The organism is Delftia sp. Cs1-4, from assembly GCF_000214395.1.
In the GTDB taxonomy this organism is placed as follows: Bacteria; Pseudomonadota; Gammaproteobacteria; order Burkholderiales; family Burkholderiaceae_C; genus Comamonas; species Comamonas acidovorans.
This window is the reverse complement of sequence record NC_015563.1, coordinates 3,431,959-3,450,777: the sequence shown is the minus strand read 5'-3', so window position 1 is coordinate 3,450,777 and position 18,819 is coordinate 3,431,959. Positions and strand designations below refer to the sequence as shown.

The 18,819-nt window shown below is 66.1% G+C and carries 17 protein-coding genes; 12 read left to right on the top strand and 5 right to left on the bottom strand.

The window, feature by feature from the left end:
* Window positions 1-23: 23 nt before the first annotated feature.
* The 7 genes from DELCS14_RS15145 to DELCS14_RS15115 all read left to right on the top strand — a co-directional run bounded on the left by DELCS14_RS15145 (window position 24) and on the right by DELCS14_RS15115 (window position 6,357).
* Window positions 24-923, top strand: a complete 900-nt coding sequence (locus DELCS14_RS15145; RefSeq protein ID WP_013802429.1) for a LysR family transcriptional regulator — start codon at window positions 24-26, stop codon at window positions 921-923.
* 108 nt (window positions 924-1,031) lie between these two features.
* Window positions 1,032-2,015 (top strand): tripartite tricarboxylate transporter substrate binding protein, encoded by a 984-nt coding sequence (locus tag DELCS14_RS15140; RefSeq protein WP_013802428.1) that lies wholly within the window; start codon window positions 1,032-1,034, stop codon window positions 2,013-2,015.
* Between the two features lie 9 nt (window positions 2,016-2,024).
* On the top strand, window positions 2,025-3,212 hold the full coding sequence (locus tag DELCS14_RS15135; protein WP_013802427.1) for a CoA transferase: 1,188 nt from the start codon (window positions 2,025-2,027) through the stop codon (window positions 3,210-3,212).
* Complete coding sequence (locus DELCS14_RS15130) at window positions 3,209-3,973, top strand: enoyl-CoA hydratase (protein ID WP_013802426.1); 765 nt, start codon at window positions 3,209-3,211, stop codon at window positions 3,971-3,973. The genes DELCS14_RS15135 and DELCS14_RS15130 overlap by 4 nt, the downstream gene beginning before the upstream one ends.
* A gap of 156 nt (window positions 3,974-4,129) precedes the next feature.
* Window positions 4,130-4,957 carry a lectin gene (locus DELCS14_RS15125; protein WP_013802425.1) on the top strand — a complete coding sequence of 276 codons (828 nt, stop codon included), beginning with the start codon at window positions 4,130-4,132 and terminating at the stop codon, window positions 4,955-4,957.
* A 9-nt stretch (window positions 4,958-4,966) separates the two neighbouring features.
* Window positions 4,967-5,809: a YdcF family protein gene (locus tag DELCS14_RS15120; protein ID WP_013802424.1), complete on the top strand. Its 843-nt coding sequence runs from the start codon at window positions 4,967-4,969 to the stop codon at window positions 5,807-5,809.
* Window positions 5,810-5,886: 77 nt separating this feature from the next.
* Window positions 5,887-6,357, top strand: a complete 471-nt coding sequence (locus tag DELCS14_RS15115) for a VOC family protein (RefSeq protein WP_013802423.1) — start codon at window positions 5,887-5,889, stop codon at window positions 6,355-6,357.
* Between the two features lie 7 nt (window positions 6,358-6,364).
* Here DELCS14_RS15115 and DELCS14_RS15110 read toward each other — a convergent pair whose 3' ends face one another.
* Window positions 6,365-8,344 carry a UvrD-helicase domain-containing protein gene (locus DELCS14_RS15110; protein WP_013802422.1) on the bottom strand — a complete coding sequence of 660 codons (1,980 nt, stop codon included), beginning with the start codon at window positions 8,342-8,344 and terminating at the stop codon, window positions 6,365-6,367.
* A 48-nt stretch (window positions 8,345-8,392) separates the two neighbouring features.
* Between DELCS14_RS15110 and DELCS14_RS30600 the strand changes: the two genes are divergently transcribed.
* Window positions 8,393-8,719 carry a hypothetical protein gene (locus DELCS14_RS30600; protein ID WP_143343436.1) on the top strand — a complete coding sequence of 109 codons (327 nt, stop codon included), beginning with the start codon at window positions 8,393-8,395 and terminating at the stop codon, window positions 8,717-8,719.
* A 28-nt stretch (window positions 8,720-8,747) separates the two neighbouring features.
* Window positions 8,748-9,809 (top strand): biotin synthase BioB, encoded by a 1,062-nt coding sequence (gene bioB / locus DELCS14_RS15105; RefSeq protein ID WP_012205605.1) that lies wholly within the window; start codon window positions 8,748-8,750, stop codon window positions 9,807-9,809.
* 36 nt (window positions 9,810-9,845) lie between these two features.
* On the opposite strand, the gene DELCS14_RS15100 is transcribed toward bioB, so the two are convergent.
* On the bottom strand, window positions 9,846-10,997 hold the full coding sequence (locus DELCS14_RS15100; RefSeq protein WP_043796768.1) for a site-specific integrase: 1,152 nt from the start codon (window positions 10,995-10,997) through the stop codon (window positions 9,846-9,848).
* A 261-nt stretch (window positions 10,998-11,258) separates the two neighbouring features.
* Here DELCS14_RS15100 and DELCS14_RS15095 point away from each other — a divergent pair, with 261 nt between their 5' ends.
* Window positions 11,259-12,242 carry a DNA-binding protein gene (locus DELCS14_RS15095; protein ID WP_013802420.1) on the top strand — a complete coding sequence of 328 codons (984 nt, stop codon included), beginning with the start codon at window positions 11,259-11,261 and terminating at the stop codon, window positions 12,240-12,242.
* A 21-nt stretch (window positions 12,243-12,263) separates the two neighbouring features.
* Here the strand turns inward: DELCS14_RS15095 and DELCS14_RS15090 are convergent, their stop codons facing one another.
* Entirely contained in the window at window positions 12,264-12,965 is a 702-nt protein-coding gene (locus DELCS14_RS15090; RefSeq protein WP_013802419.1) for a GntR family transcriptional regulator, read from the bottom strand.
* A 284-nt stretch (window positions 12,966-13,249) separates the two neighbouring features.
* Here DELCS14_RS15090 and DELCS14_RS15085 point away from each other — a divergent pair, with 284 nt between their 5' ends.
* Entirely contained in the window at window positions 13,250-14,851 is a 1,602-nt protein-coding gene (locus DELCS14_RS15085; protein ID WP_013802418.1) for a gamma-glutamyltransferase family protein, read from the top strand.
* A 72-nt stretch (window positions 14,852-14,923) separates the two neighbouring features.
* On the opposite strand, the gene DELCS14_RS15080 is transcribed toward DELCS14_RS15085, so the two are convergent.
* Window positions 14,924-15,592, bottom strand: a complete 669-nt coding sequence (locus DELCS14_RS15080; protein WP_012205610.1) for a GntR family transcriptional regulator — start codon at window positions 15,590-15,592, stop codon at window positions 14,924-14,926.
* Between the two features lie 267 nt (window positions 15,593-15,859).
* On the opposite strand from DELCS14_RS15080, the gene DELCS14_RS15075 reads away from it, so the two are divergent.
* Complete coding sequence (locus DELCS14_RS15075; protein WP_013802417.1) at window positions 15,860-16,852, top strand: tripartite tricarboxylate transporter substrate binding protein; 993 nt, start codon at window positions 15,860-15,862, stop codon at window positions 16,850-16,852.
* 68 nt (window positions 16,853-16,920) lie between these two features.
* Here DELCS14_RS15075 and DELCS14_RS15070 read toward each other — a convergent pair whose 3' ends face one another.
* Window positions 16,921-18,753: a methyl-accepting chemotaxis protein gene (locus tag DELCS14_RS15070; RefSeq protein WP_013802416.1), complete on the bottom strand. Its 1,833-nt coding sequence runs from the start codon at window positions 18,751-18,753 to the stop codon at window positions 16,921-16,923.
* Between the last annotated feature and the right edge of the window lie 66 nt (window positions 18,754-18,819).

The following is an 18,819-nucleotide window of genomic DNA, read 5'->3' as shown; positions in this document are numbered from 1 at the left end:
CTGCGCAAGAGGGCCTTGCCGCCATGATGAAGATCGACTCCACCACCGTGCAGCTTGTGCTTGCGATTGCCGAAGAGGGCAGCATTTCGCGCGCGGCCGACAGGCTGCAACTGGCGGTGGCAGCGGCCTCGCGGCGGCTCAGTGACCTGGAGCAGCAACTGGGCGCCAGGCTGTTCAAGCGGCAGCCCCATGGAGTGCGCGCCACCGAGCCTGGCCTCAAGCTGCTGGCCCATATCCGCCAGATAGGCAACCTGGTGGAGCGGCTGGAGGCCGACGCCCAGGCCCTGGGCCGCGGGCGCGACGGCCGCATCATCATCGGCGCCCCCAAATCCGCCATCCTGCAGTTCCTGGCCGCCGATATCGCCGTCACCCAGCGCCGCTATCCCCACATCACGCTGCAGGTGATGGAGGAGAACAGCCGCATCGTCCAGCAACTGCTGCGCGACAAGGTCATCGACATCGGCATATTCGAGAAGACCAGCGGCTTCGTGGATCTGCCACGCTCCGACTACCGCAATGACAGCCTGGTGCTGGTCTACAGCCGCAGGCATTTCAGCTTTGCCGTCGAGCCGGTGGTACTGGATCAGTTGCTGGACTGCCCCATCGTCAGCCTGGGCCGGGGCTCGGCCATCCTGGCCGCTTTGCGCCGAGCCCACCGCAGCCGGGGCAGGGTGTTCCGCAACGATTTCGCCGTCAGCGGCTTCGACACCATGCTGGCCCTGGTGCGCGAAGGATTGGGCGTGGGGCTGATGCCACCCGGCGTGCTGCGCAGCTTCCACCCTGAGCCCGACCTGGGTTGGGCCACCCTGGAAGGCGACTGGCACGAGCGCAGCTACGTGTTGTCCTTCATCGAAGGCCAGGCCCAGGAACAGGCGCTGCGCAACGTCGTCGCCGCCCTGCTGCAGGGCGAACGCGCGATCTGACCCTTCTGATTTCGCAGATTGCGAAACCAGGCATGCGGCACACAGGCTTGCCGCGATATCGGCGCCCGGCGACAGTGACTGCACAACAACGATGTGCAGGAGACAGACATGAAACGCCGCGACTTCATCGCGGCCGGCGCCACCGCGCTGGCCGCACCCTGGGCAGGGGCCGCGCCCCCGCCCTCCGACCTGCCCAAGGGGCCCGTCAAGATCCTAGTGGGCTGGGCGCCGGGCGGCGGTACCGACGTGTTCGCGCGCATCGTGGGCCAGAAGCTGTCCGAGGTCTGGGGCCGGCCCGTGATCGTGGAGAACAAGCCCGGCGCCACGGGCTCGCTGGCGGCCGAATACTTTGCCAAGACCCGCTTCACAGAAGGCATCAACCTGCTGATGGCCCATGTGAACACGCACGCCATCTCACCGCAGATCTTCAAATCCATCACCTATGACCCGCTCAAGGACTACGCGCCCATCGCCCTGATCGGCGCAACGCCCCACATCCTGGTGACCAGCAGCAGGAACGGCCATGCCTCGGTGCAGGAAGTGGTGGAGCTGTGCCGCAAAAGCCCCGGCAAGGTCAGCTTCGGCTCTTCGGGCACAGGTTCGGTGCAGCACCTTGCGGCCGAGATGTTCAACATGGCGGCAGGTGTCAAGAGCATCCACGTTCCCTACAAAGGGTCCGGCCCCATGCAGACCGACCTGATCGGCGGTCAGATCGACTTCAGCTTCGACACCATGACGGCCGCCACTGCCCAGGTCCGCGCAGGAAAAATGCTGGGCATCGCCCAGACCCGCGTGAACCGTGCCAAGGGATTCCCGGCCATGCCCACCATGGACGAGCAAGGCTTCAAGGGCTTTGACGCATCGAGCTGGTACGGCGTCGTCGGCCCGCGCGACATGTCCAGGGAACTGGCCCAGCGCATCAATGCCGACATCAACCGCGTGCTGGCCATGCCCGACGTGGTCAGCCGCTTCGACGGATACGGCGTGGAGGACGGTGGCGGCTCCGTGGACAAGTTCGCGGCCTTCATGGCTGCGGAATACAGGAAGTGGGGCGACGTGGTGCGCGCTGCAAAAATCACCGAAGAAAGCTGAGGACCCGGCATGAGCAATCCCCAATCCAACCCGCTGCAACTGCCCCTGCAAGGCATCCGCGTGCTCGACGTCAGCCAGGTCATGGCCGGCCCATTTGCCTGCATGCTGCTGGCCGACCTGGGCGCCGATGTCATCAAGGTCGAGCCTCCGGGCACCGGCGACCAGACGCGCGGCGCCATGGGCTTCAAGATGAAGGGCCCGGACAGCATGGGCTTTCTGAACATGAACCGCAACAAGCGGTCGCTGACGCTGGACCTCAAGAGCGAGGAGGGGCGTGAGGCCTTCTACCAGCTGGCCACGACAGCCGATGTCATCGTCGAGAACTATCGGCCAGGCGTGGTCCAGCGCCTGAAGATCGACTATGAAAGCATTCGCCGCATCAATCCGCGCATCGTCTATGTCAGCATCTCGGGCTTCGGCCAGAGCGGGCCCTGGGCCCAGCGGCCGGGGTTCGACCTCATGGCCCAGGCCATGTCGGGCGTGATGAGCGTCACCGGCTACAAGGGAGAGAAACCCGTCAAGGCCGGCGTGCCCGTGGCCGACATCGGTTGCGCACTGTTCGCCACCTACGGACTGCTGGCCGCCTACATCGGCGCACAGAAGACAGGGCAGGGCCAGCACATAGACGCCTCGCTGTTCGACTCGGCCATGGCTTTCTCGATCTGGGACATGTCCGAATACTGGGGCACCGGCGTGCCGCCCGCGCCGCTGGGCACCAGCAACAAGATGAGCGCCCCCTACCAGGCCGTGAAGGCGCGCGACGGCTATTTCGTCATGGGCGCCACCAACCAGAAGCTCTGGGCCAGGCTGTGCGCGCTGATCGAACGCGCGGACCTGGTGGAACATCCGGACTACGCCACCGTGGCGCTGCGCCTCAAGCACCGGGAGGCATTGATAGAGGCACTGGAAGCGGAATTTGTCCACCACGACAGCGCCGACTGGGTGGACCGCATGCTGGAGGCAGGCATTCCCGCAGGCCCGCTGCTCACCTATCCGCAGGCCTTCGAGGGTGAACACGGCCAGCACCGCGGCATGTGCATGGAGATCGACCATCCCATCGAAGGCAAGGTCAAGAACATCGGCTTTCCCGTCAAGATGCTCGGCACGCCCCAGCAGGTGCGCCGCCATCCGCCGCTGCTGGGCGAGCACAACGCAGAAATCATGGCCGAACTCCAGGCACTGAAGGCCGCCGCATGAGCACGGCCCTGCATGAATCCGTGGCGCTGACCGTTCACGCCGGGGGCGCGGCCGAGATCCTCATCGACCGCCCCGAACGCCACAACGCCATGACACTGCCCATGTACGAGGCACTGCTCACGTCCCTGGAGCGCTGCCAGGCCGACCCGGCCATCCACTGCGTGATGCTGCGCGGTGCGGGCGGCAAATCCTTCATCTCGGGCACGGACATCGCCTACTTCAAGGACTTCCATGACGGCCAGCAAGGCATTGCCTATGAAGCCTTCGTGGAGCGCGTGATCGACGCCGTGGAGCGCATCGCCGTGCCCACCATCGCCGTCATCGACGGCTGGGCCGTCGGCGGCGGCCTCGCCCTGGCCACTGCATGCGACTTTCGCGTCTGCAGCACCGGCTCGCGCTTCGGTGCGCCGATTGCCAAGACGCTGTCCAACACGCTGTCGTCACGCAACATCGCCCGCCTGGTGGCCAGCCTGGGCGTGCCACGCGTCAAGCGCATGCTGCTGCTGGCGGACTACCTGTCAGCCGAGCAGGCCGAGGCCTGCGGGTTCGTGCATGCGGTGGTGCCGGCAGATCAATTGCCAGCCCAGGCACAGGCGCTGGCCGAGCAGCTCATGGCCTTGTCTGCCACCACCCAGTCAGCAGTCAAGGAAAGCCTGAGGCGCGTCGTCGTGGAGCAGCGGCTGGATGATGAGGATCTGGTGTCGGCGGTGTATGGGAGTGGGGAGTTTCGGGCGGGGGTGGCGGGATTCAACAGGCAATGATTTGAGCCAGCCTTGCCAGAATCTGGCGCAATCCTACAAATTGCTTGGCTAAACTCCACAGCCTGGAAAGAGGCGGTGGCTGCATTCTTGGCCTGAAAGAAAAGGCTGGTTGCTGCGCGTAGCCGCCCCTCAGATCAACGCAGCCCGAGAAATCCCATGCAAATCAAGAAATGCATTTCCGTCCTGCTGGCCAGCAGCTTCATCCTGCCGGTTCTGCCTGCGCATGCAGGCGAAGAGACGGTGCAACTCATGTCCAATGGCCGCTACCAGACCTACAGCCTGCCCGACGATGCGCAGCAGGTGCAACTCGTTGAGACCTTGGCTGGCAACTGCAGCTACAACCAGAACTGGGGCTATGACCTGGGCCGCCGGGAGATGTGGGTCAAGGGCGGCTGCGGCGGGCGTTTCCGCATCCTGAGTGGCCTGCCCCAGGGCGCGCAGGGCCAGGAAGGCGGGAGCGACAACACGGGCGCATGGATCGCCGGTGCCGCCGTGGCAGCCATTGCCGGCGCCGCCATTTTGGCGAACAAGCGCGACAAGGACCGCGAACGTGACCGCGACGACCAGTGGAACGATGACCGCTATCCGGGCCAGCAGCCCGGCTATCCCTCGTGGGGTGGACGGGAGGTGCGGGGCCAGAACGGCCTGTGCCTGGATATATCCGGAGGTCTTCGACCAGGCAATGGGCTCATCGTCTACCACTGCAGCGGCGGTGAGAACCAGCGTTTCACGTTGACGCGTGATGGCGAGATGCGCGTGGGCGACCTGTGCCTGGACGTAGCCGATGGCAACACCCGCAATGGTGCGCGTGTGATTGCGTGGCAATGTCGCAACCAGCCCAACCAGAAATGGGACTGGAGCCGTGGCCAGATCCGTAGTCGCTTTGCCAACAAGTGCCTGGACATCGAAGGCGGCAATGCCCGGCCGGGCCAGCCCGTGATCGTGTGGTCCTGCGCCGGCGGCCCGAACCAGCGTTGGAACTGAGGACGCTTGTTGCACAAGCTCTCTCCCGCGCCCGGGCCAGTGCCCGGACGCAACGCCGTTGCGGGCTTCCGGCGGCTGGGGCCCTTGCAGTGGCTGGGCCTGATCACTGGCGCCGTGCTGCTGGGCGATGCCGTGGTGCTGATGGCGCGCGGCATGTTCAATCTGGGTGTGACGCTGCCAGCGGTGCTGGGACTGCTGTTCATGGCCTGCAGCTTCTGGCGCTCGGCCATTGCGCGCAGGCTGCGCGCCAGTGCATGGCTGCGGCGCGCCTGGCGGCTGGGCTGGGCGGCGTTGGCGATGTGGCTGGTCAGCCTGCTGGTGTTCTGGGCGCACCTGCTGTCCGCCTCGTCCGAGTTGCCACCGGAACAGCCGGTGCAGGCCATCGTGGTGCTGGGCAGTGCCACGCGTGACGGCCAGCCGTCGCTCACGCTGGCCCAGCGGCTGGACCGCGCTGCCGAGCTGGCCGCCCGCCAGCCCAAGGCGCTGGTGCTCACCAGCGGCGGAGTGGACTTTGGGGAAAGCGAGAGCGAGGGCGCCATCATGGCGCGCTATCTGCAGCAGCGCCACGGCCTGCCGCCCGAGCGGCTGCTGATGGAGGAACGCAGCACCAGCACGGCGCTGAACCTGGCCTGGAGCCTGCCCCTGCTGCAGGCGCGCGGGGTGGAGCCGCAGGCGGCAATCGCCATCGTCACCAGCGACTTCCACACCCTGCGCGCCGGCTGGATAGCCGAGCGCAGCGGCTACGGCCAGGCCTTCACCGTGGGTGCGCCCACGCCCGTGACCATCCGCGCCAACGCCTGGCTGCGCGAGTACTTTGCGGTGATCAGCGGCTGGATGTTGGGGGAGTTCTGAGCCGCCTGTGCGATGGGCTGCGGCCTTGCGGATTGGCTCCACAATGTGATTCTTCATAAATCAACAGGAGTGAGACAGTGGCAAGCGAACAGCGTCCTTTCCGGGTTCTGGGCATACAGCAGGTGGCCATCGGCGGCACCGACAAGCAGCGCATGAAGCGCCTGTGGGTGGACATGCTGGGCCTGACCCAGACCGGCACATTCCAGAGCGAGCGCGAGAACGTGGACGAAGACATCCTGGCCATGGGCCAGGGCGCGCACAAGGTCGAGGTGGACATCATGCAGCCGCTGGACATCGACAAGAAGCCCGCCGTCCACACCACGCCGCTGAACCATATCGGCCTGTGGATCGACGACCTGCCGCTGGCCGTGCAGTGGCTGACGGAGCAGGGCGTGCGCTTTGCGCCCGGCGGCATCCGCAAGGGCGCGGCCGGCTACGACATCTGCTTTCTGCACCCCAAGAGCAATGACGAGTTTCCGATCGCTGGCGAGGGCGTGCTGATCGAGCTGGTGCAGGCGCCGGCCGAGGTGATCGCCGCCCTGGGCTGAGATGCCTTCAGGCGAAAGGCTGGACGCGCCGCTCGGCATGCTCCAGCAGCCACAGCCTTTTTCGGGCGCGCGTCATGGCCACGTACAGGCGGTTGCGCTCCAGAAAGGCCAGCGCGTGCGGGGCCGAGGCCGGAAAGCGGCCAGGCTCCATGAAGGGCAGGGCGACATGCTCGTATTCCTTGCCCTTGGCTTCCTCGATGGTGCTCAGATGAAAGTCGAAGCCGCGCTCGGCCCGCACGGTTCGTTCAAAGCGCGTGGCCATGGCGGCCACCTGGGCCAGCATGTCGGGCACGGCCATGCCAGCCACGGAATCCATGAAAGCCTTCACGCGCTGACGCAAGGCCGCCGTCTGGGCCTGCGACAGGGCCACGCCGGCAAAAAGGCCCCAGACATCGGCCTGCTCCAGCAGGCTGCGCGCGTCTGACTGAAGCGCCAGGGGCAGCTGCAAAAAGCTGCCGAAGGCCTGGAAGTTGCGTTGCCCGCCCTGCAGGCTGGACTGGTTGCCCAGGAATCGCCAGATGATCTGCGGGTTGTGCTGCATCTCGCCCGCCATGCGCTGGGCCAGCGTATGGCGGCTTGATGGATCGGCCATGTCGGCACCATCCACGCTGCCCTTGCCGTAGAAAAGCGCACCTTCCACAAAGGCCGCAAGGATCTCGCTGCCCAGCACGCTGACCTCGGCTTTCCATGACAGCGCCTGCATGCCATGTGCGTAGCAAAGGCCCAGCAGCAGGGCAATCTCGCGCTGCAGGTAAAAGCGCTTGAAGCCGTAGAAGCTGGCGGACTTGCCGGCGCGGTGGATGGCCCATTCCAGCGCGCAGGCATCCTGCTCATGGCGCAGGATCACGGTCAGCGAGGGATTGCGCGCGCCGGGCGACGGGGGCTCACCCGGCGCCGCCGTTGGCGTGCCGCGCGCCAGACCGGCCTGAATCTGCAGCAGCTGGTCAATGCACTGGCTGTCATCGGTGTGCTGCAGTTGCTGCACGGTGCTGAAGCGCGTTGGCGCCGCAGTCAGGCCAACGTTGAACAGCGCATTGACCGCCTTGGCGATCTGCGGGCCAAAGCGCCGCGACTGGGTCAGCGCCAGCGTGGCCGTGGCCTGTGGCAGGAAGTCATCGAGCTGGTGGAGTTTGTCGCGGAACACGGACCAGGCCTGTGCCTCGATGTGCTGGTTGAAGTCGCCTGCGCCCAGGAAGGCGCAGCCGCTGGTTCCTACCAGGGCGCGCAGCAGTTGCAGCGAGGCCGGGTCCAGGTCATGCATCTCGTCGAACACCACCAGGTCGTAGCGCGGCAGGTCCAGCGCCTGGCCCTGCAGGGCGTCGCTGGCCAGTGCATGGCTGCAGTCGCCTTCGGCGTAGTACAGCGGGTCGCCGCAGTGGTCGATGCGGCGGCGCTCGTACTCGAAGAACAGGCCGGCCATGCGATAGTCGAGCAAATACTCCTCGCAGAAACTGGCCAGTCCCATGCCTTCCTCGGCCAGGCGCTGGGGCAGCAACGACTTCTTGGCGCTGAGGTTGAAATCCCAGAAGGCGTCCAGATCCAGATCGCCGGGCTGCTCGAACAAAGGGTCGGGCTGCCAGGCCAGCCGCTCGCACAGCGCGGCATGTGCCTCGCGCACACGGGCCTGCAGTGCCACGCGGTCGGCCAGAAAGCGGGCCGCAGGATCGCGGCGGCGGATCTGCTGGGCCGCCCAGCGCTCCACCGTGGTGATCTGTACCTGGGGCGGCACTTCGCGCACCAGTTGCTTGAGCCGGTGGTGAAAGGCCGCCACGCCGGAGCGCGAATAGGCCAGCACCAGGATGCGCTGGGCCTGGCCGCTGCGGCAGGCCTGAACCACCTTGCAGGCCAGCGTGGTCGTCTTGCCCACGCCTGCCAGCGCCGCCACGATGGCCGAACGTCCCTCATGCGCCAGGATGGCCTGCTGCTCGCGCGACAGCAGCAGCGGTTGGCCGTGATCGGTGGGAAATTCCAGGGAGCGCAGGGACATCGGAGCGAATCGGGGGAAAGTGGTGGAAAGCGGGTGGAAGCACGGGCCGTGGCAATGAAAACCGCCGTGGCGACGACGGCGGGCACCCATTGTGGTCGTTTTGGAGAGGCATCTGGCAGGTATTGGGAATCAAGGCCGGCGCCCGCTTGCACATCTTTTTCGGCCTGCATCGGACAATTGAGCGATGTTGGCCGCCAATGGCTGCGCGCTTGCGGCATGAAGCATGCAGGCAGAAAAACTTCTGCCAAAACGCAGCGAACATCGCTCAAAAATAAGCGAAGTTCGCTCTTTTTGCAGGCCATGAAAATGGGGCAACTATTTTTGCCAAGGAGCCGGCTTTTTCATTCCCAAGGCTTTTTTTGCTCATCAGAATGAAAAAAGCAGACCCACAGAGGAGTTTTTGATGACCGCCTGCAGCACCACCCCGACGACTTCCGCCACCTCCGCACAGCCTGCGGCCGGCAGCCCCCTGCAATGGCATGCACGCCCCTCCAAAAGCGACACGCTGCCGTTTGAAGGCGCCTGGAGCGTGCAGGCCATCCAGGAACTGCTGGACAAGCCCTTCATGGACCTGATGTTCCAGGCCCAGAGCGTGCACCGCGAGCACTGGCCTGCGGGCGACATCGAGCTGGCCACGCTGCTGTCGGTCAAGACCGGAGGCTGCCCCGAGAACTGCGGCTACTGCCCGCAGGCGGCGGAGTTCGATACCGGCGTCAAGGCGGAAAAGCTCATGAGCGTGGACGAAGTCACGCGGGCCGCCCAGGCCGCCAAGGACGCGGGTGCCACGCGCTTTTGCATGGGCGCGGCCTGGCGCGCGCCCAAGGACCGCGACATCGAGAAGATGAACGAGCTGATCGGCGCCGTGAAGGGTCTGGGCATGCAGACCTGCGCCACGCTGGGCATGCTCCAGCCGCACCAGGCGCAGTCGCTGCGCGAAGCGGGCCTGGACTACTACAACCACAACCTGGATACCGCGCCCGAGTACTACCAGGACGTGGTCAGCACGCGCCAGTACCAGGATCGCCTGGACACGCTCAAGGCCGTGCGCGGCGCGGGCATCAGCGTGTGCTGCGGCGGCATCATCGGCATGGGCGAGGCTCCTGTGCACCGCGCGGGCCTGATCGCCCAACTGGCCAATCTCAACCCCCATCCCGAATCCGTGCCCATCAACAGCCTGGTGCGCGTGCCAGGCACGCCGCTGGCGGACAGCGAGCCTGTCGATCCGCTGGACTTCGTGCGCGTGATTGCGGTGGCGCGCATCACCATGCCCACGGCGCGCGTGCGCCTGTCGGCGGGCCGGCAGCAGCTGGGCGACGCCGTGCAGGCCCTGTGCTTCATGGCCGGCGCCAACTCCATCTTCTATGGCGACAAGCTGCTGGTCACCGGCAACCCCGATGTGGAAGCCGACACCACGCTGCTGCGCAAGCTGGGCCTGAGCGGCACGCGGACCTCGGTACAGGAGTGAGCTTTTTGAGCTTTTGAGCTCTTTTGAGCCAGCGGCTCAGGACTGCGGCCGGCCGCTGCCTTGCGCGGCGGCGGCCGCATCGTCGTCGCCGGCATCGAGCAGGCGGGCCGCACGGTTGCTCAACGCGGAATCCGCACGAAAATAGCCCAGCACCGTATTGACGCTGCTGTGCCCCGTCAGAGCCATGGTGTCGGGCAGGGGCACGTTCTGGCGCCCGGCCTCGGTCACAAAGCCCGAGCGCAGGGAATGCGCCGAGAAATCTCCCTCCACGCCCGCCAGCGCGCAGCGCTGCTTCACGATGTCGCGCACGGCCGCTGGCGACAGGGGCTCGCCCACATGGCCGCCCTTGCGGATGCGCCGGAAGATCGGCCCTTCCTCTATGGCGGCGGCACGCAGCCAATCGGCCAGCGCCTGGGCCGCGCGCCCGGTCACGGGCTTGTGGTTCTCAGGCGCATCCCGCCCGGACTGGTTGGTCTTGGAGTGCGCCAGCGTGTAGATGAATTCCTGCGGCCCCACGGCGCGCAGGTGGCGCATGTCGGCCCCGGCCACCTCCGAGCGGCGGCGCCCGCCGCTGGACCAGGCGAACAGCAGCAGGGCGCGGTCACGGCGGCCGCGCAGGCTGTCATCGCAGGTCTGCAGCAATTGCTCCAGCAGGTCGCGCGTCAGCGCATCCTTTTTGGCGGGCTGCTCGCCGCGCCGCGCATAGGCCTTGCGCGTGCGCGACATCAGCTCGCACACCGCACCGTCCTGGCAAGGGTTGGCCAAACCGTGCACCTGATGGGCCTTGGACAGCACCGCCATGCGGTGCACCAGCGTGTTGTGCGACAGGGGGCCTTCGCGGGCCTTGTATCCGGCCTCGACCAGGGCGCGGTCCATGTGCGCCGGCATTTCACTGGCCAGGCCCGCGCCGGTCTGCCGCTGGGCGTGGTCGATGATGAATTGCAGCACGCAGGGCACATTCAGCGGCAGCTGCATCTGCCGCTCAAAACGCAGCGCATGCCAGGCGGCCCAGTAGCGCATCGCACTCTGGTAGCTGTTTCTGGTGTTGGTGGATTCGCCCTCGCGCAGCAACTCGCGCACGGCCTGTTGGGCGGCAGGCTCCAGCCCCGCAGAGGGCAGGGTGCTGCCTTGCTGTGTGTCTTCCAGAGGCTGGTCTTGGGGAATCAGCGAAAAGGGGCCGTTGCGCATCCATGGATTGTCGCCCGGCGCAGCATGGCCGCCCGCCGCGGAGCCTGTGGCCGTGCAGGCCATGCAAAGTTCAGTTTCCAGGCTTTCCAGAGGCTGCAGCGGCCTTTTGCCTGGGCAAAGCCGTGTAATGTGCGTATCCATACTGTATGAAAATTTCATATGTAATATTTAATACATGACACATATGATGTATTACGCAATATTAAAATAACTCACGATAACAATCACTTATCGTTGGTAATCTGGAAAATAGTTCACGATATGCAAAAAACATCCACCCGCGGCGTGCAGGAAGCCGATGTCTGGGCCGCGGCAGACGCCTTGATCGCCCAGGGCCTGCGGCCGACCATCGAGCGCGTGCGCCAGCAAATCGGCCGAGGCTCACCAAATACCGTCAGCCCGATGCTGGAGACCTGGTTTGCCACTCTGGGCCAGCGCCTGGGCGTGGCGGCAGGGCAGGGCGAGCTGCTGCCCTCGTCCGTGCCCGATCCCGTTCAGCGCCTGGCCCAGCAGCTTTGGGATGCAGCCCAGGAAGCCGCCATGGAGGCCGCCCGCGCCGCGCTGCAATCGCGCGAGGAAGCGGCGCAGGCCACGCAGGCCGAGCTGCAGGAGCAGCAAGAGCAAATGGCGCGGCGCGAGGCGTCCATGCAGGCGCAGAAAGAGGCCATGGACCAGGCCCTGCAAGTGGCCCAGGCGCAGTCGCAGGACTTGTCGCGCCGGCTGGATGAAATGCAGCAGCAGCTGCAGGACCGCGACGAGCGCCTTGAGGAAATGCGCGATGCGCTGGCCGAAGCGGCCCGCCAGCGCGAGGCGCTGCAGCAAAAGCATGGCGAGGAAATGCAGTCCGCCGCGCTGGAGCGCCAGCGCATGGCCGAGCAATACGCGGGCAATGAGCGCCACATGCTCAACGAAGTGGACCGTGCACGCCAGGAACTGGCGGCTGCGCGCAAGACAGCCACCGAGCAGGAGCGCAAGGCCGCGACCCGCCTTGCAGAGCTGCAAGGCCGCTATGAAAAGAGCGAGGAGGAGCAGCTGAGCCTGCACTCCCAGCTGCAGACCGCGCAGAATGCGGCCGCCCTGGCGCAGGAGCGTGCGGCGGACCTGCGCAGCCTGCTGGAGGCGCAGCAGCGATTGGCCGCTGGCGGTGCCTTGCCGGATGCCGGCGCGGGGCTTTCGCTGGGCCGGCGCGGCAGCCTGTCCGCGGCGCGCCGCTCCATGACGCGCCTCAAGGACAGGCGGGGCTAGGGCGTATCGCCCAGGCCTTGGTCAGGCCTTGGCGCGCGATTTGCCTTGGGGCGGCCGATGTCTGCGCATGGCCTGCGTGATGCTGTCTACCGTTCCACGCACATGCGCGCGCACTTCGCGCTCCATGCGATCCGGGTCACCGGCCTGCAGGCTGGCCACCAGTTGCTGGTGGTGCTCCTGCAACTTCGGCGAGGGCTCGTTGTTTTCCAGCCAGATCCGCATCAGCGGCTCGACCACCGAATGCAGGGCCGAGATCTGCTCGCACAGGCGCGGGGCTGCGCTGATGCGGCAAAAGCGCTCGTGAAAGCGCCGGTGCACCGTGATCCATTCCGACTGGTCACTCTCGCAACGCTTCATTTTCAAAAGCAGGTCCTGCAGGTCGTCCACATCCGCCTGGGTGCAGCGCCTGGCGGCCATGGCTGCGGCCAGGCCTTCGAGCACGGCACGCATCTCGAAAACCTCGATGACCTCGCTCTCGGAAAGCTCCCGAACGATCGCGCCCCGGTTCGGCGGCATGACCAACAGGCCTTCCGCAGTCAGCCGGCGCAACGCCTCGCGGACCGGCATGCGGCTCATGCCGATGGAGTTGGCGATGTCATCGGCCACCAGCCTGTCGCCCGGCTTCAGCAGCCCCATGCGGATGCCATGAGAAAGGTGTTGGTAGGCCTCTTCGTGGGCACTGGTCTGTGCCGCATCGGGCGAGGGGGTAGCAAGTGGCGGCATGGTGATGGTTCTGGGGGTGGGCGGAGCCCGGTCGTCATTCTAGGTTTGGCTGTCAGGGTCCAGGGCGCACTCTGATGGTGCATTGTGTACGGCCAATCCAGGCATGGTGATTGCTTGGGTATCTTTGGAAAAATTGGATACAAAGATATCAGGATACGGTAATCTCGAGGCTGCCATCGCGCCCTGCGTCGATGGCGGTCCGCTGAAAGAAGCGTTGGCAGCCTCCCGGCCCCCATTCAGTGCCCGAAATCCAAGTCCCAGCAACACAAGGAAGAAGAACCGTTATGCGTAATTTCCAGAATCCTGGCCGTTCCGTCGTCATGTCCACGCACGGCATGGCGGCAACCTCGCACCCGGCCGCCACCCAGGCCGCTGTTCGCATCCTGGAGGCCGGCGGCACCGCCATGGATGCCGCCGTCGCGGCCTGTGCGGTCCAGTGCGTGGTGGAGCCTGGCTCCACCGGCATTGGAGGAGACTGCTTTGCGCTGTACAGCGAAAAGGGCTCCGATCAGATCACGGCCTACAACGGCGCCGGCTGGGCGCCCCAGGCCACCTCCCTGAAGGCCGTTCTTGCCTCGGGCGAGGAAAAGCAATTGCGCCGCCAGTCGCCCTACGTGGTCACGGTGCCTGGCGCCGTGGACGCCTGGGTCGCCCTGACGGACCGGTTCGGCCGGCTGCCCATGGGCCGCCTTCTGGAAGATGCCATCCGCTTCGCCGAGCAGGGCTATGCCGTGGCGCCGCGCGCCGGCACCGACTGGGCCATGCACACGCAACTGCTGGCCGCCACCACCGCGCGCGACATCATGCTGGTCGATGGCCAGGCACCGGCCATCGGATCGGTTCACCGCCAGCCGCAGTTGGGCGCCACCTTGCGCAAAATCGCCGAGCAGGGCCGTGCCGGCTTCTACGAGGGGGAGGTCGCGCAGGACATCGTCTCCTATCTGCGCAGCCTCGGTGGCGTGCACACGCTTGAGGACTTCGCCACCTATCGTGGCGAGTTCGTGCAGCCGGTCAAGAGCAGGTTCCGAGACCATGTGGTGCACGAGTGCCCCCCTCCGGGCCAAGGCATCATTGCCCTGCTGCTGCTGAACATTCTGCAGGGACTGGAGCCGGGCACGGACCCGCTCTCGGCCGAGCGGCTGAAGGCCGAGATCGATGCCACGCGCATGGCCTACCGGGTGCGGGATGCGCTGCTGGCCGATCCGCGCTTTGCCGATGTGGACATCGACTATCTGCTGTCGCAGGAGCTGGCCGCCCAGCTGCGCAACGGCGAGTTCCCGGAGCATTTCAAGACCCCGGCGACCAATGCGGCAGCGGAGCACAAGGACACGGTCTACATCTCGGTGGTGGACAAGGATCGCAACTGCGCCAGCTTCATCAACTCGATCTTCCACCCCTTCGGCTCCGGCCTGATGGCGCCCAAATCAGGCGTGCTGCTGCACAACCGGGGCCAGAGCTTTGAACTGACTGAGGGCCACCCCAATTGCATCGGGCCCGGCAAGCGGCCCCTGCACACCATCATCCCGGGCATGACCACGAAGGATGGCCGCGTGGAGCTGGTGTTCGGCGTCATGGGTGGCCACTACCAGGCCATGGGCCATGCGCACTTTCTGTCCAAGGTGATCGACTACGGCTGCGATATCCAGGCCGCCAGCGATCTGCCACGGCTGTTCCCCATTCCCGGCACCGACAAGGTGGAGGTCGAAAGCACCTTGCCGCAGCATGTCGCGCTGGCGTTGGAGCAGCAGGGCTACCAGTTGGTGGCGCCCGGCTATCCTGCCATCGGCGGCGCCCAGGCCATTCGGGTGGATTGGGACAACGGCGTACTGCACGGCGCATCCGACCATCGAAAGGACGGCTGCGCCATGGGCGCCAACCGCTCCTGACGGACGGCAGCCTGCGCGCTGGCTCCAGGCTGTCGTGACAGCGAAGGGGCCGGCGCGGCTTTCAGTGCGGATTCAGTCGGCCTGGTTCGCCTGGAGGATGCCTGGAAGCGTGCGCAGGATGTGGGCGCGCATCAGGGCTTCCACCTTTGCGCCATCCCTGGCCTTCAATGCGCCTATGAGTTCTTCGTGCCTGTCGTGCACGTAGTCCGTCGATGGCTTGCCCTCCAGCCACACCCGCATCAGGGGCTCGGAGACCGAGTGCAGGGACGCGATCTGCCGCATCAGCTGGGGAGCGTCGGCAATGGTGCACAGGCGCTCGTGGAACTGGCGGTGCGCCGTGATCCATTCCGATGCATTCAGGCCGCTGCGGTGCATGCGCTGCAGCAATTGCTCCAGATCGTGGATGTCATTGGTGGTCACGTTCTCGGCCGCCAGGGTGGCCGCCAGGCCCTCCAGCACCGAACGCATGGCGAACACCTCGCGCACCTCTTTTTCGGTCAGCACCCGGACCACCGAGCCACGGTTGGGGCGGTTGACGATCAGCCCTTCCGTGGCAAGGCGGTTCAGCGCCTCGCGCACGGGCATGCGGCTGGTGCCAATTTCGGCCGCGATGTCATCCGGTGCCAGCCGCATGCCCGGGCGCAGTTCGCCCGTGCGTATGCCGCGCTTGATGTGTTGGTAGGCCTCTTCCTGTGCCGTGGCATGGACAGTGTCAAACGAGGCGCGTCGGTCGGTCAGCATGGTTTATCCGGTGTCTTTCGCCCAGGGCAGGGGCCCGCCGATTCTACGGGGACCTGCCTGCGCCTCCCGGGACCCCGTTTGTGCCGGTTTCCACGCAGCCATGCCTGTGCAGGTAATGGCAAGAGGCGGTTTTCCCTAGAGCTGGTTCGATTATTGCTTGCTAGTCTTTTGCATGATTGGATACAAATATCTAAATATCTATGCATTTTCCCATGGCAGCCGGAACCTGTTCCTTCGCCATGCCTGCTCTCCAACCTGATGAAGACCATGCCTCTCCAAACGCTCCGCACTCCCCTGGCCACGGCCCTGCTGTCCGCCCTGGCCCTTGTCGCTGCCGCTCAAGCCTCTGCCCAGGGGGCCGGCGCCTGGCCCAGCAAGCCCATTCGCATCGTCGTTCCCTTTCAGGCCGGGTCCGCCACGGATCTTTTGAGCCGGCAGGTTGGCGCCGGACTGAGCACTTCATTGGGGCAGCCCGTGCTGGTGGAAAACAAGCCGGGTGCGGCCGCCATGATCGGCAGCGACACCGCGGCCCGGGCCCCGGGCGACGGCTACACCCTGCTGATGAGCGGGCCGGCCTCCATGGTCACCAACCGTTTTCTGTACAAGAAGCTGAGCTACAACCCGGACGCCTTCGAGAAGGTGGCCATCGTGGCGGTCACGCCCAATGTGCTGCTGGCGAACCCGTCCCTGCCGTTCAGTACGCTGGCTGAGATGGTGGCCTATGCCAAGGCAAACCCCGGCAAGCTGACCTATGCCTCCTTCGGGGCCGGCACGACCTCGCACATGGCTGGCGAGTTCCTGCGCCAGGCCGCCGGCATCGACATAGTGCATGTGCCCTACAAGGGTGCGGCCGAGGCCATCCCGGCCTTGATATCGGGCCAGGTCTCCCTGTACTTCGACACCATCATGACCGCCTTGCCCCAGGTGAAGGCCGGCAAGCTGCGGGCCCTGGGCGTATCGACTGCAAGCCGCGCCGCCATGGCCCCGGACATCCCGACGATTGCCGAACAAGGCTATCCAGGCTTTGACATCGCCCCGTGGTACGGAATCGTGGCCAGCCACGGCACGCCGCCGGCCGTGGTCTCCCGGCTCAACACCGAGATCAACAAGCTGCTGAACACCCCTGAGTTCCGCGAGCGCCTGGTGGCCACCGGCGCCGAAGCCCGTGGCGGCAGCGTTGCCGACTTCGAGGCGTTCGTCAAAACCGAGGTCCCTCGCACGGAGAAGCTGGTACGGCAGGCCGCAATCGCGCTGCAGTAACCGGACCGGCGCCGCCGGGGCAGGGCGATGGGGCACGGCGGTGGGTTGCCTGCCGTGCGGCGCCGATTTCATCTATGCAGGGCGATGCTCCTGGACCGGGATGATTCGCTGTCCAGCCGAAAGCCTGCCACCACGTCCGCCAGTTGCGCGGCCTGCTGCTGCAGCGACTGCGCCGCGGCCGTGGCCTCTTCGACCAGGGCCGCGTTCTGCTGGGTGGACTGGTCCATCTGGCTGACGGCGGTGCCGATCTCGGCAATGCCCGTGCTCTGTTCCTGGCTGGCATTGCTGATCTCGGTGACGATGGCGGTCACGCGCTGCACGCTTTCCACCACCTTGCCCATGGTGGCGCCCGCGTCCTGCACCAGGCGGCTGCCGGCATCGACCTGGCCCACGGAATCGTCGATCAGCGCCTTGATCTCCTTGGCGGCCGTGGCGCTGCGCTGGGCCAGCGTGCGCACCTCGGAGGCCACCACGGCAAAGCCGCGGCCCTGCTCACCGGCACGGGCTGCTTCCACGGCGGCGTTCAGCGCCAGGATGTTGGTCTGGAAGGCAATGGAGTCGATCACGCCGATGATGTCGGCGATGCGGTGCGAGGACTGCTCGATGCCGCCCATGGTGCGCACTACCTGGTCCACCACGGTGCCGCCATGCGTGGCGATGTCCGAGGCGCTGCTGGCCAGTTGGCGAGCCTGGCGCGCATTCTCGGCGTTGTGCTGCACGGTGGCCGTGAGCTGCTCCATGGCGGCAGCCGTTTCCTCCAGCGAGCTGGCCTGCTGCTCGGTGCGCGCCGACAGGTCCTGGTTGCCGCTGGCGATTTCGGTGGAGGCATGGCGCACGGTCTCGGACGATTCCCGGATGCGCACCAGCACCGAGGCGATCTTGTCGGTGAAGTGGTTGAACGCGCGTGCGATCTGCGTCAGTTCGTCATTGCCTTGCACCGACAGGCGGCGCGTGAGATCGCCGTCACCCGAGGCGATGTCTTCCAGCGCATCGCGCACCACGGCCAGCCGGCGCGTGACGCGGGCGATGACGGCGCCCAGCAGCGCAATCGCCAGGATCAACGAAATGGCAACGATGGCGCCCGACACCTTGAGCAGCGAACCCAGCGCGGACAGCGCCTCGTCGCGCTGCACGGCCACCACCAGTTGCCAGTTCGTGCCGGGCACGCCCTGGCCGTAGAGCAGGAAGTCCTTGCCGCCGACGGCCGTGCGCATGCCGGTGTCCTCCTTGGGCAGGGCCTGGATGGCGTCGGCACGCAACTGGGGCGAAAGCGCGGAGACGGGCTTGAGCGTGAGTGCCGGATCGGGATGGGTGACGATGGCGCCCGCCTCATCCACCAAGAAGGCAAAGCTGCCCGGCGTGGGCCGGATGGCGCCCACGGTGCGCACCACGGTGGTCAGCAGCACGTCGGTGCCGACCACGGCGACGGGATTGCCGGCCGGGCCCACGGGCTCGGCAAAGGTCACGCCCACTTCGGGAGGAGAGACAAACAGATAGGGCGCCGTCACGATGGGCCGGCCTTCCTTCAGCGCCTGCCTGAACCAGGGACGGGCCGTCACGTCGTAGTCGGCAGCCATCTCGTTGAGGAAGAACATGCGCTTGTCGGTGTAGCCGAAATAGGCGTCGGAGAAGCCGCCGCCGTCGCGCAGCGCCTGGACCACGGCACGCGGGTCCGGCGTATCGACCGCCTGCGCCAGGGTATGGGTCAGCAGGCGCTTGGTCGCCACCCATTCGCCCAGAACCTGGGCCTGGGCGTTCACGAGCTGGCGGCTCTGGTCGTCGAGGGTGGACAGCACATGGCGCTGCACCGTGAGGAAGTTGGCAATGGCCAGGGCCAGCATGGCCACGGTGACGATGGCCACGCTGAGCGCGATGAGTCGCGCACGCAGGGACTGGAACATAGAAGAATTACTTATTGCAAGAAGATGCTACATACGTTAGCAAATTTTCTTGACAATACGCGTCCT

Coding starts and splice junctions, on each gene's coding strand:
- DELCS14_RS15145 (WP_013802429.1), top strand. CDS start 24: ATGATGAAGATCGACTCCACCACCGTGCAGCTTGTGCTTGCGATTGCC.
- DELCS14_RS15140 (WP_013802428.1), top strand. CDS start 1,032: ATGAAACGCCGCGACTTCATCGCGGCCGGCGCCACCGCGCTGGCCGCA.
- DELCS14_RS15135 (WP_013802427.1), top strand. CDS start 2,025: ATGAGCAATCCCCAATCCAACCCGCTGCAACTGCCCCTGCAAGGCATC.
- DELCS14_RS15130 (WP_013802426.1), top strand. CDS start 3,209: ATGAGCACGGCCCTGCATGAATCCGTGGCGCTGACCGTTCACGCCGGG.
- DELCS14_RS15125 (WP_013802425.1), top strand. CDS start 4,130: ATGCAAATCAAGAAATGCATTTCCGTCCTGCTGGCCAGCAGCTTCATC.
- DELCS14_RS15110 (WP_013802422.1), bottom strand. CDS start 8,344: ATGTCCCTGCGCTCCCTGGAATTTCCCACCGATCACGGCCAACCGCTG.
- bioB (WP_012205605.1), top strand. CDS start 8,748: ATGACCGCCTGCAGCACCACCCCGACGACTTCCGCCACCTCCGCACAG.
- DELCS14_RS15100 (WP_043796768.1), bottom strand. CDS start 10,997: ATGCGCAACGGCCCCTTTTCGCTGATTCCCCAAGACCAGCCTCTGGAA.
- DELCS14_RS15095 (WP_013802420.1), top strand. CDS start 11,259: ATGCAAAAAACATCCACCCGCGGCGTGCAGGAAGCCGATGTCTGGGCC.
- DELCS14_RS15090 (WP_013802419.1), bottom strand. CDS start 12,965: ATGCCGCCACTTGCTACCCCCTCGCCCGATGCGGCACAGACCAGTGCC.
- DELCS14_RS15085 (WP_013802418.1), top strand. CDS start 13,250: ATGCGTAATTTCCAGAATCCTGGCCGTTCCGTCGTCATGTCCACGCAC.
- DELCS14_RS15080 (WP_012205610.1), bottom strand. CDS start 15,592: ATGCTGACCGACCGACGCGCCTCGTTTGACACTGTCCATGCCACGGCA.
- DELCS14_RS15075 (WP_013802417.1), top strand. CDS start 15,860: ATGCCTCTCCAAACGCTCCGCACTCCCCTGGCCACGGCCCTGCTGTCC.
- DELCS14_RS15070 (WP_013802416.1), bottom strand. CDS start 18,753: ATGTTCCAGTCCCTGCGTGCGCGACTCATCGCGCTCAGCGTGGCCATC.